The sequence below is a fragment of the Stenotrophomonas sp. TWI1149 genome, assembly GCF_039673155.1.
Lineage (GTDB): Bacteria > Pseudomonadota > Gammaproteobacteria > Xanthomonadales > Xanthomonadaceae > Stenotrophomonas > Stenotrophomonas maltophilia_AA.
In genome coordinates, this window is record NZ_JBDJLB010000003.1 from 1 (window position 1) to 14,461 (window position 14,461).

Below are 14,461 nucleotides of genomic sequence, written 5' to 3' on the forward strand. Positions count from 1 at the left end.
CCCGCCAGGTGTGGGCGGGCGCGGGGAACACCTCACCCCCCCTCCTTCTGCCGCCCCCGCCCCCCCCACTACCCGGGCGGTGGGTCAGTGTGCGAGCGCGTAATCGATCGCCGCGCAGATCGCTGCCACCTGGGCGTCGTTGCACTGCTGTGGCGTGGCACGCGGGCTGTCCGGGTACACCTCGGTGGTGGTGGTGTACCTCGCGCCACTGACACTGGCGCACAGGCCCAGTTTCTCCAGCGGATACTCGATCACCCCCGGCGCCACCACCGGCGAGCCGATGATCTCGCCCTTGTCGTCGGCCGGGGCGATATGAGTCACCCGCTCGACCGCCGCATTGACCGCGGTCTGGAACGCAGGCTGCGGGTTCTCACTGTCATCGACCAGATAGAAACCATCGGGAATCAGCCCCGGTTCGAACGGCTTGCCGTCGCGTGCGGCCAGGGCCGGGCGGAATTCGGTCTCATCCGTGTCGGTGGTTTCGTGCAGGTCGATATGCATCGCGATACTGCCGCGCAGCGGCGCGACCAGGGCCATCAGCGCTGCGGATTCGGCCGCCGGGCTGTTGGCCATGAACGAGCGGTTCGGATCGATCGCATCGGCGTTCCAGCGCTGGATGCGCTCGTAACCCCAGGGGCTGACGCAGGGCACCACCAGCAGATTGGCGCGGCCGGCATACTCCGCTGCGCGGGTCTGCAGGAACTGCAGCGCGCCCTGCACGCCGCTGGTTTCGTAGCCATGGATGCCGCCGGTGACCAGCATCGTCGGCAGAGCCGGATTCCAGTCGCGGCTGCGCACCGCCAAGAGCGGGTACTGGTCCGGCGCGTAGTCCAGCGTGCCGTACTGGCTCACATCGAACGCATCGCGCAGCGCGTCGATCGCTGGCAGGACATCATCGGCATAGCGCCGCTGCGGCACCTGGCGGGCACGCCACTGCGCCTTCTCCGCTGCGCCCCACGGCTGGCCGGGGGTGCCGATGGGATAGAAGGAGGCGTGGTTCATGGCGTGCTCGTCTGTGTTGCGGTGTGGAAAGGCGATTTTACCATCGCCTTCAGCATCGCCGCGCAGGGCTGCCCGCTTACGTCCGGGCAAGCTGCGCGACGGCGTCCTCCACCGGCCGGTCGCCTTCGGTGAGCTCGATGATCGTGCGGCGCACCTCGGGGTGCTCGACCAGCGCGACCAGCGTGGCAGCCACATCGGCGCGTGGGATATCGCCGTACGCGATCGCCGGGCCGGCGCTGACGCGGCCCGTGCCTGGCGCATCGCTCAAGGTGCCCGGGCGCAGGATCACCCAATCCAGATCGGTGGCGGCCAGATACACATCGGCACGCTTCTTGACCGTCATGTAATTCTCGAAGCCCTCGCCCATGCCCTTGTTGCGGCCCGCTTCCGGGAATGCCGAGACCAGCAGGAAGCGGCGCACGCCCGCCTGCCGGGCGGCATCGACGGTAAGCTCAAGGCCACGGCCATCGATGGCGTTGGTCACTTCCACGCCTGCGCCACCCGCACCGGCGGTGAACACCACCACGTTAGTGCCGGCCATCTGCGCGGCCAGTGCAGCCACGTCGGTGGCGGTGAGATCACCGGTGACCGGCGTAGCGCCCAGTGCCTCCAGTTCGGCGCCCTGCCCGGCGCGGCGGTGCAGTGCGAGCACGCGATGCTGTTTGTCGGCCAGCTGCTTGACCAGGTGACGGCCGACCTTGCCGGCCGCGCCGACGATGAAGACAGTGCTCAAGACGGTTCTCCTGTTTCAATCGACCTGCAAGGGTACGCAGGCGGATGTGATACGACCGTCCCGACGCGCGCCGTCGTTCAGCCGCCGCTGTACTGCGCGTCGCTGACCTGTTCCATCCACGTCACCGGCGAGCCATCGACCGCTTCGGCGATCGCGATGTGCGTCATCGCGGTAGCGGCCTTCGCGCCATGCCAGTGCTTGACGCCTGGCGGGATCCAGACGATGTCGCCGGGTCGGATGTCGCGCGCGGGCTTGCCCCATTCCTGCACGCTGCCCACGCCGGCGGTGACGATCAGGGTCTGGCCCAGCGGATGGGTATGCCACGCGGTGCGTGCGCCGGGCTCGAAGGTGACAGTGGCTCCGCCGACCCGTGCGGGCGCGTCGGTCTGGAACGGTGCATCGATGCGCACCTGGCCGGTGAAATAGTCCGCCGGACCGGCCGCCGAGGCGGTGGTGCCCGCGCTGGTGATGCGGATGGGCGCGGTGTCGGTGGGCATGGCGCGATCTCCTGAAGAAACGGCGCAGTTCGCCGCGGACCCTCACTGTAGGCGCGCGGCCGCATCGGGACTAGCCGCCGCAAGCGGCATGCAGCCATGAGCCCAGCTCATCAATGGATCAGGCGGTCGCTGATGACCGAGGCCGGCGAGAACGTGCGCGTGGACCCGGTAGAGCCGACCCAGGGTCGGCTGCATGACCGGGGGCACCGCGACAGCCGACCATGGGTCGGCTCTACCGTAGCTGTCAGGGGCGCAGCAGCACCTTGCCGTTGCGGCCCGGCTCCAGGCTGGCCTTGGCGGCATCACCGACCTCATCCAGCCCGAAAACCCCGTCCACCGGCAGGCTCAATCCACCGCGGGCGGCCAGCTGCAGCAGTTCGCCGACCAGGCGACGCTTGTCCTCCGGGGCCATGGCCTGGCTGACCTTGCTGCCCCAGAAGCCCTTCACCGTCGCCTGCTTGAAGATCACGTCGCCCGAGCTGAGCTGCATCGGCTCGCCGGTCATCGAGCCGAACGAGACCAGCGTGCCGCCGTCGCCGAGCAGCGTCATCAGCTCGCTGCTCGCGCGCCCGCCGACCGAGTCGACCGCGGCGGCGATCGAGGCGCCGCCGGTCGCGGCCTGCACCTGCGCCATCCAGTCCGACTGCGCGGTGGAGATCGTGTGGTCGATGCCGAGCCCGCTCATCTCCGCCACGCCCGCGTCGCGCCGCACCAGGTTGATGCAGTGCACGCCGCGCGCCTTGGCCAGCATCGCCAGCGCCTTGCCGACCGCGCCGTTGGCCGCATTCTGGAGAATCCACTGGCCTTCCTTCACCTGCAGGAATTCCAGCAGCATCAGCGCGCTCAGCGGCATGGCGATCAGCTGCGCGGCGGTGTTGTCATCGATGCTGTCCGGCATCGGAATGACCATGCGTGCCGGCGCGATGAAGGACGCGGCCCAGGTGCCATGCACCGAGGCGGCGCTGACGCGCTGGCCGATCTTCAGGCCTTCGACGCCCTCGCCCAGCGCGTCGATCACGCCGGTCCCTTCGCTGCCACCGATCGCCGGCAGCTCGGGCTTGTAGCCGTACTGGCCGCGCACGGTCCACAGGTCGTGGTTGTGGATGGGCGCCAGCACGGTGCGGATGCGCACCTCGCCGGCCGCCGGGGCCGGCTGCGGCACGTCGCCGCCGTGCAGTACCTGGGTGGGATCACCAAAGGTGGTATGGATCGCAGCGCGCATCAGCAACGCTCCTTCTTCACGATGTTCATGGGGGTCTCCTGCAACGGGAATCAACGACGATGACGGTGCGCGGCGGCGATCGCGCGCGGCTGGCGGTACGCGCGTACGCGCAACCAGACGGTCTGGATCACCACGATGATGATCAGCACCAGGGCCAGGGTGGCGATGTTGCCTGCACCCGGCAGGTCCCAACCGGACTGCTTGACGTACATGCCGGCCAGCGCCCAGATCACGGCTGCCGGATAGGCGAAATGCCCGCGCAGCAGCTGGTTCACCACCAGCACCAGCAGCGTGGCCAGGACCAGCAGCACCAGGCTCCAGCCGAGCATGTTGTCCGTCGGCAGCCAGCCGTAGGCGACGATCACCTGGGCGGTATTGAGGTAGGCCGCCAACGACAGCCAGCCGGCGTGCAGCCCGAGCGGGTACGCCGCCCAGGCGCGTTGACCGCCCGGAGCGGTGATCGGCGAGGCGCGGTAGGCGGCCACGATCAGGCAGAGCAAGGCGGCCCATATGATCGCCAGCGCCGGCAGGAACCACTGGTTGGAGAACACGGGCATCCAGGCGGCGGTGAGCGCGAAACCGGCGGCGGCCCACGGGCGCACGCCGGTGATGTCGGGCTTGCGGAGGCGCAGCTGCCAGAATCCGAACAGCACGTCCCAGAGGAAAATCACGCCCCAGATCGCGAAGGCGTACCCGGCCGCCACCAGCAGCGTCGGATACTGGTCGGACACTGCGCCGTTGGTCGGGCCGAACATGCCGGTCTGTGAGAGCCACGCCACTACAGGCATCGCCAATGCGGCCAACAACACGATCCAACGCATGCATCCACTCCAGCTGAAAAGAGCGGTGACGATACGCGGTTCAGGGTTAAGACGTTGGGAGGGGGCGCCGGCGGCGCACGAACAGGCTCAGTGCCGCCGCCGCGGTCGCCAGCGTGGCCACGCCCATCCAGCCCCACTCTGCGAGCGCCAGGCTTCCCAGCGCGCCGCCCGCGGCCATGCCAAGGAAGACCCCGGTGAACAGCAGTGCGTTGAGCCGGCTGCGGGCATCGGGCACCAGCCCGTAGACCAGGGTCTGATGCGAGACCAGGGCCGACTGGAACCCGAAATCGAACACCACGGCACTCACCGCCAGCAGCGGCACCACCGCGACCCGCGGCAGCCACGGATCCAGCAGGAGCATCGCAAACCCGCACAGCGCGACCAGAATCGCGATCCGGGCCACCGCATGGCTGCCGAGCCGGTCGGCCCACCGCCCGGCCAACGGTGCCGCCAGCGCACCCGCCGCACCGGCGATGCCGAAGGCGCCGGCCACCGCACTGCCCAGTTGATAGCGACTGTGCAGCATCAGCGCCAGGGTCGACCAGAACGCACTGAACCCGACCGCCAGCAGCCCCTGCGCGAACACGGCGCGGCGCAGCGCCGGTTGCCCGCGCCACAGCGCCACCAGCGAACCCAACAACGCCGGATAGCGCAGCGTGGTACTCGGCGCGAAGCGCGGCAGCTCCCGTCCCAGGGCCACCGCCATCAGCCCGACCGAAAGCGCCGCGAGCCCGAACATCGTGCGCCAGCCGAGCCATTCAGCAACCAGCCCGCTGGCGACGCGTGAGAGCAGGATGCCGAGCAGCAGCCCGGTCATGACCTTCCCGACCACGGCGCCCCGGCTTGCCTCAGGTGCAAGGCTGGCTGCCGCGGGTACGACATCCTGGGCGACTGTCGCCGTCAGGCCCACCAGCAGACTGGCCAGCAGCAGCGTCGGCAGGCTGCCCGCCAGTGCCGCCCCGCCAAGCGCCAGCGCGAGCAGCGCAGCCTTGACCAGGATCAGCCGACGGCGATCGAACCGGTCGCCCAATGGCGCCAGCAGCAGAATGCCCAGCGCATAACCCAGCTGCGTCAGCGTAGGCACCAAGCCGATGGCGGCGGGCGCCGCGGACAGGCTGGGCCCCATTACCCCGAGCATGGGCTGGCTGTAGTAGATGGAAGCAACGGAAAAACCGGTCGCCGCAGCCATCGCCAGGATCAATCGCGGTGCCAGCGTGTGCGTCGGCGGCGCGCTGGAAGGTATATGCAGGACAGACATGGGCAACTCCAACCACGGGGAAAGTGGCGCCAGCATCGCCCTCCCCAGGCGCGGCGTGTAGTAGGCTTTCCCGCATATTCCTCATACGTCCGACGCATGACCAGCATCAGCCCTGCCCCCAGCGCCGACCGTATCGATCTGCTGCGGACCTTCGTGCGCATCGTGGAAAGCGGCAGCCTTTCAGCCGCTGCGGCCCAGCTCGGCACCACGCAGCCAACCGTGAGCCGGCGTCTTCAGGCCTTGGAGCGCCTGTTCGGCCTGCAACTGCTCAAGCGCTCGACGCACCGCATGACCCTCACCGAAGACGGCGAGCGGTGCTTCGCCCATGCCGAGGCACTGGTCGCCGACTGGGACGCGATCCAGGCCGACCTGCGCGGCGAGGTGAACGTGCCGCGCGGGCGGCTGCGGGTGCTGGTGCCGCACGCGTTCGGGCAAGCGCAGCTGCTGGCCCCGATGCTTCAGTTCCTGGCGCGCCATCCCCAGGTCAATCTGGAGTGGATCCTGGAAGATCGCCATCCGGACTTCATCGCCGAGGGCATCGACTGTGCGATCCGGGTTGGCACGGTGGACGCGCCACACCTCGTTGCAGTGCCCCTGGCCGAGGTGCCTCGCATCGTCATTGCCTCGCCACAGCTGATCGGCGAAGCGGATCCGCGCGACCCCGCCCTGTTGACCACCGTGCCCTGGATCGCGCTCACCACCTACTACCGCGACCGCATCACGCTGCTGCCCGACGACGGTGGCCCGGCCCTGCAGATCGCGATCCAGCCCCGCCTGTTCACCGACAATCTGTTCGTCGTGCGCGAGGCGGCGTTGGCGGGCCTGGGAGCCGCCGTCGTGTCCGCCTGGCTGGTGGAGGAGGCGCTGCGAGCCGGTCGGCTGATCCGCCTCATGCCGGAGCGGGAGGCACCCCCCTTGCCGGTGCACCTCGTCTATCCCACGACGCGCCAGATGCCAAGTCGGCTGCGTGCCTTCATCGACGCGATGAAGGCCTCCCTGCCACACACCCATGGGATGCGCCGCCTGCCGCCGCCACGCTGATTGGAGTCAGGTCGCGTGACCCGAAATTGCAAAGACTTACTAACATAGCCTCTGCTATATTGCGGCCGTGGACATCCAACGCCGCCCCGGGAACTCCCCTGCCTGGCCTTCCTCGGACGGGCACACGCCCAGCCTGGGTGAAATGAACGCCAGCGTGGCCGTTCCCAGCGGCGGCCACTGGTGGTTCCGGCTGCTGGCCTTCCTCGGCCCCGGCTACATGATTTCGGTCGGCTACATGGATCCGGGCAACTGGGCCACGGACATCGCCGGCGGCGCGCAGTTCGGCTATCTGCTGCTGTCGGTGATCCTGCTTTCCAATCTGATGGCGATCGTGCTGCAGGGGCTGTCCGCGCGGCTGGGCATCGCGACCGGGCGCGATCTGGCGCAGGCGTGCCGCGATCACTATTCGCGGCCGGTGAACCTGGGCCTGTGGCTGCTGTGCGAGATCGCGATCATCGCCTGCGACCTGGCCGAGGTGATCGGCACCGCGATCGCGCTGAAGCTGCTGTTCGGCATCCCGCTGCTGGCCGGCGCGATCATCACCGCGGTGGATGTGGTGCTGGTGCTGCTGCTGATGAACCGCGGCTTCCGCGCGCTGGAGGCCTTCGTGATCGCGCTGCTGCTGGTGATCTTCGGCTGCTTCGCGATCCAGATCTTCATCGCCGCCCCGCCGCTGCAGGCCGTGCTGGCCGGCTTCATCCCGCACGCGCAGGTGGTGACCGACCCCAAGGCGCTGTACCTGGCGATCGGCATCATCGGCGCCACCGTGATGCCACACAATCTGTACCTGCACTCCTCGATCGTGCAGACCCGCGCCTACCCGCGCACCGATGCCGGGCGCCGCAGTGCACTGCGCTGGGCGGTGACCGACAGCACCATCGCCCTGATGCTGGCGCTCTTCATCAACGCCTCGATCCTGATCCTGGCGGCCGCGGTGTTCCATGCGCACGGCCGTACCGACGTGCAGGAGATCGAGCAGGCATACGAGCTGCTGGCGCCGATGCTCGGCGTAGGGCTGGCCTCCACCCTGTTCGCGGTCGCCCTGCTCGCTTCGGGGATCAACTCGACGGTGACTGCGACGCTGGCCGGGCAGATCGTGATGGAAGGTTTCCTGCGGCTGCGGATTGCCCCGTGGGCACGGCGCCTGATTACCCGCGGCATCGCGATCGTGCCGGTGGTGGTGGTCACCGCGATCTACGGCGAGCAGGGCACCGCGCGGTTGCTGGTGCTGAGCCAGGTGCTGCTGTCGATGCAGCTGCCGTTCGCGGTGGTACCGCTGGTGCGGTTCGTGTCGGACAAGGCCAAGATGGGGGCGCTGGTCGCGCCGCGCTGGCTGATCGCGCTGTCATGGCTGATCGGCGGCCTGATCATCGTCTTGAACGTGAAGCTTCTGGTGGATGTGTGGTGGGGCTGAGGCATCCCCACTTGACCTCAACGATGGTTGAGGTGGCACAGTGCGAGCTCCTTACCCCACTGGCAAGCCCAGATCGAGCCACGCAATGACCGACACCTCGCAGCACGCGCTATGGAATGGCCCCGCCGGTGAGGCGTGGGTGGAGGCGCAGCGCATCCTAGACCAGATGTTCGCGCCGCTTGCCACCCACCTGGTCGAGGCGATCCCGCCCGGCGACGAACTGCACGTCCTGGATGTGGGCTGCGGGACCGGCGCGGTGGCGCTTGCCATTGCCGGGCGGATGAGTCCGGATGCTCACGTTACCGGGGTCGACATCTCGGCCCCGATGATCGCGCTGGCGCGTGAGCGCGCGCAACGTGCCGGGCTGCCCGTGGAGTTCATCGTCGCCGACGCGCAGCAGCATGCGTTCGCACCGGGCAGCCTGGATCGGATCGTGTCGCGCTTCGGGGTGATGTTCTTCGATGATCCCGTGCAGGCTTTCGTGCAGCTGCAGCGGGCGGCGAAACGTGACGGCGTGCTGCAGGCCCTGGTCTGGCGCGGCCCCGACGAGAATGGCTTCATGACCACGGCCGAGCGCGCGGCCGCACCGTGGTTGACCCTGCCCGCGCGCCAGCCCGGGGGACCGGGGCAGTTCGCGTTCGCCGACCGTGCGCAGGTCGAGCAGATCCTGACAGACGCGGGCTGGGAGGATGTCGAGATCCTGCCGCTGGACGTGGTCTGCCGGATCGACCGTGCGGACCTGGCGACCTACGTGACCTTGCTGGGACCGGTCGGAAGCGCGTTACGGAATGCGCACCTCGACGCGGCTGCACGGTCGCAGGTGATGGACGCGGTACTGCAGGCCTTTGCGCCGTTCGTTGAAGGCGATGCGGTGACGTTCACCGCCGCCTGCTGGGATGTGCGCGCCCGCGCCTGGTAGATCCACGCCCCGCGTGGATGCGACCCGCCGGCGCTCTATCCCTGCGAACAGCGCCTCGCCATCAGCGTGTTGGTCAGCAGCATCGCCACCAGTGCGATCACGGCGGCCGTCACGAAGGCATAGGCGGCCCCCTCCGCGTAGGCGTGGCGGGCCAGCTGCGTGAGGCCGTCGCTGGCCGCGCCCTGCACGGACAGCTCGCCCACCACCACGCGCTCGATCAGCGCCGGCGTCCATGCTTGCCCGGCCTCGGTCAGCGCGCCGCGGGCGGCGTCACGTACATGGCTGGACAGCACCGCGCCCAGCGTGGCGAACCCGATCAGGATGCCGGTGAAGCGCGCGGTGGTACTGATGCCCGAGGCCATGCCGGCGCGGTCCGGCGGGATCACGCTCATGATCGCCTTCTGCGTTTCGCCATTGAGCAGGCCACCGCCACTGCCGAGCACGGCCATCGCCAGCAGCAGGCCCGCGCTGCTGTGCTGCCACAGCGCCACGGCGATACCGAGGTTGCCGATCACGGCCACGCCCAGGCCGAGCACCAGGATCCGACCGGAGGCCCATCGCGTGCCGAGGCGGCGACCGAGGAACGGCAGCAGCAGCATCGCCAGCGCGAACGGCAGCATGTGCACGCCGGCCTGCAGCACGCTGTCGCCGCGGGCGTTCTGCAGCAGCAGCGGCAGCAACGAGGCCATCACCTGTACGCAGGCGGCGTAGGCGAACATCGCCAGCACTGCGCCCACCAGCGCCGGCGCGCGGAACAGGCGCAGGTCGAGCATGGGCTGGGCGCGGCGCTGTTCGACCGCGATGAAGCCAGCGCCCAGCACCGTCCCGGCCAGCAGCCACGGCAGCACCGCCGCGCTGCCCCAGCCTTCCACCGGCCCGCGGATCAGCGCCCAGGTCCACGACAGCATGCTGCCCGCGAACAGCAGTACGCCCGGCACGTCGATGCGACGGCTGACCGGATCGCGCGATTCCGGCACGAAACTCCACGCCAGGCCGGCCAGCAGCAGGCACAGGGGAAGGTTGATATGGAAGGCCCAGCGCCAGCCGAACCAGGTGGCGATGGCGCCGCCGATCAAGGGCGCGAGCACCATGGTCAGGCCCATGATCGCGCCCCAGATCGCCCAGGCACGCGCACGCGAGGGGGCGGTCTGGTGCGCATGCCCGATCAACGACAGCGCAGGTGCCAGCATGAACGCGGCCGCCGCACCCTGCCCGGCCCGTGCCAGGTACAAGGTCATCGCAGTGCCGGCGATGCCGCACGCCACCGAGGTCAGCGCGAACAGGCTCAAGCCGATCAGGAACAGGCGCCGACGACCGATGCGGTCGGCCAGCGTGCCCGCCGGCAGCAGCAACGCGGCGAAGCACAGCACGTAGGCACTGACCACCCACTCGATGTCCGCGAAGGAGGCCGACAGATCGCGCGCGATGGTCGGCAGCACCACACCGACCACATTGGTGTCGAGCACGGTGAGCGCGCAGCCGGCCGAGCCGAGCAGCAGCACGGCGTCCGCACGGTGCGGCGCAGTACGGCTCATCGCAGTGCCCGCCCTCGGAACGTGGCCGTCAACGGCTTCATGTGCCAGCCGCCGCCAGCCGACCGCGCAGCTTCTCCACGATCGCCTGCTCGCTCATCGCATAGCCGTACACATCGTGCAGCTGTCCGTCGGCGCCGAGCAGGAACCACGACGCGGTGTGCTCGAAGGTCGCGGCGTCGCCCTCGCCGACCCGGCGATAGCTCACGCCCAGGCTTTCGGCGATGGCACGCGTGCCCGCCTCGTCACCGGCCAGGCCGAGGAAGCCCGGATCGAAGGCGGCCAGGTATTCGCGCAGGTGCGCCGGTGTGTCGCGCTGCGGGTCGACCGTCACGAAGACGACCTGCAGTCGCTCTGCCGCCGGGCCCAGGAGGCGCTTGATCTGCACCGCCTTGACCAGGCTCAGCGGGCACACCTCGGGGCAATGGGTGAAGCCGAAGAACAGCAGGGTCGGCCTGCCCTGCAGATCCCGGAGGGTGAGCGTGCGGCCGTCGCTGCTCTCCAGCCTCACGGCCGCAAAGGCCGCCTGGCCCATCACGGGTGCCTGGCCGTCCGCGCAGCCGGCCAGCAGCATCAGTGCCAGCAGGCCCGCGGCTAGCCGACGGCTCACTTAGCCGATCCCTGCGCGACCCGACCATCGCGCACGCTGAAGTCCACCGCCTGTTCGGCACCGTGGGCGAACCGGAGTCTGATCCGCACCGTCTGCCCGGCCGACAACGGCCGCTTGGGATTCAACAGCATGAGGTGATAGCCGCCGGGCTGCAGCGCCACGGTCTGGCCTTCCGGCAAGGCCAGGCCATCGGGCAGCGCTTGCATGCGCATCACTTCGCCGTCCATGCGCATGGCATGGATCTGCACCTCGGCGAACGCCGCGGACGAGGCGGACAGCAGCCGGTCCGGCCCGCCACCGTTATGCAGCTGGACATAGCCGGCCGCCACGCTCGCCGCCGGTGGTGGCAGCCGGATCCACGGATCGCTGACCGACACCGTTGCCGCGGCGTGGGTCGGCGCGGCCGCCGCCACCACCGGCATCAGGGAGCTCGTCAACAGCAGCCCGACCCACAGGGCGCCGGCGCGGGACCTGCTCATGGCGTGCCCGACATCTGCATCGGCATCATGTTGAGGGTGGCGTTGTGCATCACCCACAGCGAGCCGGCCACCACGATGGCGATCAGGAAGGCGGTGCACAGGAAGATGCCGGTGTTCTCGCGCTGGCTGCGCCCTGCCCCGATATGCAGGAACAGCACCAGCTGCGCGACCAGCTGCACCACGCACAGCACCACGATCGCGGTCAGCCGCAGCGGCTGCGGTACGAGCCCGGTCATGACCACGGCGAACGAGGCGCCGGTCAGCACCAGGCACAGCAGCAGGCCGAGGATGTAGCCCTTCAGGGTGGCGTGGCCGCTCATACGAACTCCCGCAGGTAGACGAAGGTGAACACACAGATCCAGATCAGATCCAGGAAGTGCCAGAACAGGCTCAGGCAGGCCAGGCGGCGGCGCACGATCCCGTCCAGGCCGAACTTCAGCACCTGGTGGATCATGATGGCCAGCCATAGCAGGCCGAAGGTGACATGCAGGCCGTGCGTGGCCACCAGCGTGAAGTACGCCGACAGATACGCGCTCACGTCCGGGGTGGCGCCTTCATGGATCAGCTCGGCGAACTCATACAGCTCCATGCCAATGAACACCGCACCGAGCACGCCGGTCACGGCCAGCCATCCCACCACCTGGTTGCGTCTGCCGGCCTGCATGCCAAGCATCGCCAGGCCGAAGGTGAAGCTGCTGAGCAGCAGCACCACCGTTTCGGAGAGCACGAAGCTCAGTTTGAACAGCTCTTTCCCGCTGGGGCCATCGGCCGTGCCGTTGAGCAGCACGCCGAAGGTGGCGAACAGCACCGCGAAGATCAGGCAGTCGCCCATCAGGTACATCCAGAACCCGACGACGGTCTTGTTGCCGTCGTCGTGGTGCTCGTCGGCGTGGTCGTGATGACCGGCCGCGAGGTGCCCGTGCTGCGTGGCAGCGGTCAGGGTATCGCCGCTCATGCCTTGGCTCCTTCCATCTGCGCGAAGTGCGCGTCTTCGATGCGCTTCACCTCGGCGGCGGGCACGTAGTAGTCCACGTCACGGTCGTACGAACGCAGCACGAAGGTGGCGATCACACCGATCAGGCCGATGCCGGCCAGCACCCACATATGCCAGACCAGGGCGAAGCACAGGACCAGGCTGAACACCGAGATCACCACACCCGCTGCGGTATTGCGCGGCATGTGGATGTCCTCGTAGCTGTCCTGGCGCTGCCAGGCCCGGCCGTGCTGCTTGTCGTCCCAATGCTGTTCCAGCGAGGTGATCGTGGGCAGCTTCGCGAAGTTGTAGAACGGCGGCGGCGAGGACGTGGCCCATTCCAGGCTGCGCGCATTCCACGGGTCGCCGGTGAGGTCCATGTTGGCCTTGCGGTCACGCACGCTGACGTAGAACTGGATGAACATCGCGGCGATGCCGGCAGCGATCACCAGCGCACCGATCGCGGCCACGATCAGCCAGGGCTGGTAGCCCTCCACGCCGTAGTGATTCATGCGGCGGGTCATGCCCTTGAAGCCGAGCACGTACAGCGGCATGAAGGCCAGGTAGAAACCGACCAGCCAGCACCAGAACGAAATCTTGCCCCAGCGCTCGTTGAGGGTGAAACCAAAGGCTTTCGGGAACCAGAAGCTGATGCCGGCCAGGCACCCGAACACCACGCCGCCGATGATCACGTTATGGAAGTGCGCGATCAGGAACAGGCTGTTGTGCAGCACGAAGTCGGCACCCGGGATCGCCAGCATCACGCCGGTCATGCCGCCCAGGGCGAAGGTGACCATGAAGCCGATCGTCCACAACGTCGAGGAGTGGTAGCGGATCCGGCCGCGGTACATGGTGAACAGCCAGTTGAACAGCTTCACGCCGGTGGGGATCGAGATGATCGAGGTCATGATGCCGAAGAAGGCATTCACGTTCGCGCCCGAGCCCATGGTGAAGAAGTGGTGCAGCCACACGAAGAACGACAGGATGCCGATCGACGAGGTCGCGTAGACCATCGAGCGGTAGCCGAACAGCGGCTTGCCCGAGAACGTGGCGATGATCTCCGAGAACGCGCCGAAGCACGGCAGGATCAGCACATAGACTTCCGGATGGCCCCAGATCCAGATCAGGTTGACGTACATCATGGCGTTGCCGCCGGCGTCATTGGTGAAGAAATGCATCCCGAAGTAGCGGTCCATGGTCAGCAGCGCCAGGGTCGCGGTCAGCACCGGGAAAATCGCCACGATCAGGATGTTGGTGATCAGCGCGGTCCAGGTGAACACCGGCATCTTCATCAGGTCCATGCCCGGTGCACGCATCTTGAGGATGGTGACGATGAAGTTCAGGCCGGTCAGCGTGGTGCCGATGCCGGAGACCTGCAGCGACCAGATGTAGTAATCCACGCCCACCGTGGGGCTGTACTCGATCCCGGACAGCGGCGGATAGGCGACCCAGCCGGTCGCGGCGAAATCGCCGACGAACATCGACAGCATCACCAGCACCGCGCCCACCGCCGACAGCCAGAAGCTGAGCGAGTTGACGAACGGGAACGCCACGTCGCGCGCGCCGATCTGCAGCGGCACCACGATGTTCATCAAGCCCACGATCAGCGGCGTGGCCACGAAGAAGATCATGATCACACCGTGCGCGGTGAAGATCTGGTCGTAGTGTTCCGGCGGCAGGTAGCCTGCACTGTCATTGGCGGCGATGGCCTGCTGGGCACGCATCATCAGCGCGTCGGCGAAGCCGCGCACCAGCATGACCAAGGCCAGGAGGATGTACATCACGCCGATCTTCTTGTGGTCCACCGAGGTGATCCACTCGGTCCAGATATAGCCCCACTTCTTGTAATACGTGATGGCCGCGACGATCGCCACGCCCAGCAGCAGCGAGCCCACCAGCGCCGACATGATGATCGGGTCGTGGTAGGGAATCGCTTCGAGGTTCAACTTTCCGAGCACAA

15 protein-coding genes are annotated in these 14,461 nt (G+C 68.1%); 3 read left to right on the forward strand and 12 right to left on the reverse strand.

The features are described 5' to 3' along the window. Positions 1-84: 84 nt before the first annotated feature. From ABE424_RS03910 to ABE424_RS03935, 6 genes are all read right to left on the reverse strand, one after another. Positions 85-1,002, reverse strand: coding sequence for a M14 family metallocarboxypeptidase (locus tag ABE424_RS03910; protein WP_346491116.1), 918 nt, complete (start codon positions 1,000-1,002; stop codon positions 85-87). A gap of 76 nt (positions 1,003-1,078) precedes the next feature. Further along, complete coding sequence (locus ABE424_RS03915) at positions 1,079-1,735, reverse strand: SDR family oxidoreductase (RefSeq protein WP_346491115.1); 657 nt, start codon at positions 1,733-1,735, stop codon at positions 1,079-1,081. A 77-nt stretch (positions 1,736-1,812) separates the two neighbouring features. Further along, complete coding sequence (locus ABE424_RS03920; RefSeq protein WP_346491114.1) at positions 1,813-2,232, reverse strand: cupin domain-containing protein; 420 nt, start codon at positions 2,230-2,232, stop codon at positions 1,813-1,815. A 244-nt stretch (positions 2,233-2,476) separates the two neighbouring features. Beyond that, the gene (locus tag ABE424_RS03925) at positions 2,477-3,454 is read right to left on the reverse strand and encodes a zinc-binding dehydrogenase (protein ID WP_346491113.1); all 978 of its coding nucleotides are present in this window, start codon (positions 3,452-3,454) and stop codon (positions 2,477-2,479) included. A 50-nt stretch (positions 3,455-3,504) separates the two neighbouring features. Continuing rightward, positions 3,505-4,275 carry a hypothetical protein gene (locus ABE424_RS03930; protein ID WP_346488039.1) on the reverse strand — a complete coding sequence of 257 codons (771 nt, stop codon included), beginning with the start codon at positions 4,273-4,275 and terminating at the stop codon, positions 3,505-3,507. Positions 4,276-4,321: 46 nt separating this feature from the next. Continuing rightward, on the reverse strand, positions 4,322-5,464 hold the full coding sequence (locus ABE424_RS03935) for an MFS transporter (RefSeq protein WP_346491112.1): 1,143 nt from the start codon (positions 5,462-5,464) through the stop codon (positions 4,322-4,324). Positions 5,465-5,629: 165 nt separating this feature from the next. Between ABE424_RS03935 and ABE424_RS03940 the strand changes: the two genes are divergently transcribed. From ABE424_RS03940 to ABE424_RS03950, 3 genes are all read left to right on the forward strand, one after another. After that, positions 5,630-6,574 carry a LysR family transcriptional regulator gene (locus tag ABE424_RS03940; protein WP_346491111.1) on the forward strand — a complete coding sequence of 315 codons (945 nt, stop codon included), beginning with the start codon at positions 5,630-5,632 and terminating at the stop codon, positions 6,572-6,574. A 133-nt stretch (positions 6,575-6,707) separates the two neighbouring features. Continuing rightward, on the forward strand, positions 6,708-7,988 hold the full coding sequence (locus tag ABE424_RS03945) for an Nramp family divalent metal transporter (RefSeq protein WP_346491245.1): 1,281 nt from the start codon (positions 6,708-6,710) through the stop codon (positions 7,986-7,988). A gap of 85 nt (positions 7,989-8,073) precedes the next feature. Next, positions 8,074-8,907 (forward strand): class I SAM-dependent methyltransferase, encoded by an 834-nt coding sequence (locus ABE424_RS03950; RefSeq protein ID WP_346491110.1) that lies wholly within the window; start codon positions 8,074-8,076, stop codon positions 8,905-8,907. 35 nt (positions 8,908-8,942) lie between these two features. Here the strand turns inward: ABE424_RS03950 and ABE424_RS03955 are convergent, their stop codons facing one another. Genes ABE424_RS03955 through cyoB form a run of 6 tightly spaced genes read right to left on the reverse strand, consistent with a single transcriptional unit; the run spans position 8,943 to position 14,459 of the window. Next, positions 8,943-10,442 carry an MFS transporter gene (locus ABE424_RS03955; RefSeq protein ID WP_346491109.1) on the reverse strand — a complete coding sequence of 500 codons (1,500 nt, stop codon included), beginning with the start codon at positions 10,440-10,442 and terminating at the stop codon, positions 8,943-8,945. 37 nt (positions 10,443-10,479) lie between these two features. Further along, positions 10,480-11,049: an SCO family protein gene (locus tag ABE424_RS03960; protein WP_346491108.1), complete on the reverse strand. Its 570-nt coding sequence runs from the start codon at positions 11,047-11,049 to the stop codon at positions 10,480-10,482. Beyond that, entirely contained in the window at positions 11,046-11,528 is a 483-nt protein-coding gene (locus tag ABE424_RS03965; protein ID WP_346491107.1) for a copper chaperone PCu(A)C, read from the reverse strand. The genes ABE424_RS03960 and ABE424_RS03965 overlap by 4 nt, the downstream gene beginning before the upstream one ends. Beyond that, a complete protein-coding gene (gene cyoD, locus ABE424_RS03970; protein ID WP_346491106.1) occupies positions 11,525-11,848 on the reverse strand; it encodes a cytochrome o ubiquinol oxidase subunit IV in 324 nt (107 codons plus the stop codon). Before cyoD ends, ABE424_RS03965 begins: the two co-directional genes overlap by 4 nt. Then, positions 11,845-12,483 (reverse strand): cytochrome o ubiquinol oxidase subunit III, encoded by a 639-nt coding sequence (gene cyoC, locus ABE424_RS03975; protein ID WP_346491105.1) that lies wholly within the window; start codon positions 12,481-12,483, stop codon positions 11,845-11,847. The genes cyoD and cyoC overlap by 4 nt, the downstream gene beginning before the upstream one ends. Then, positions 12,480-14,459, reverse strand: coding sequence for a cytochrome o ubiquinol oxidase subunit I (gene cyoB / locus ABE424_RS03980; protein WP_346491104.1), 1,980 nt, complete (start codon positions 14,457-14,459; stop codon positions 12,480-12,482). The genes cyoC and cyoB overlap by 4 nt, the downstream gene beginning before the upstream one ends. Positions 14,460-14,461: the final 2 nt, after the last annotated feature.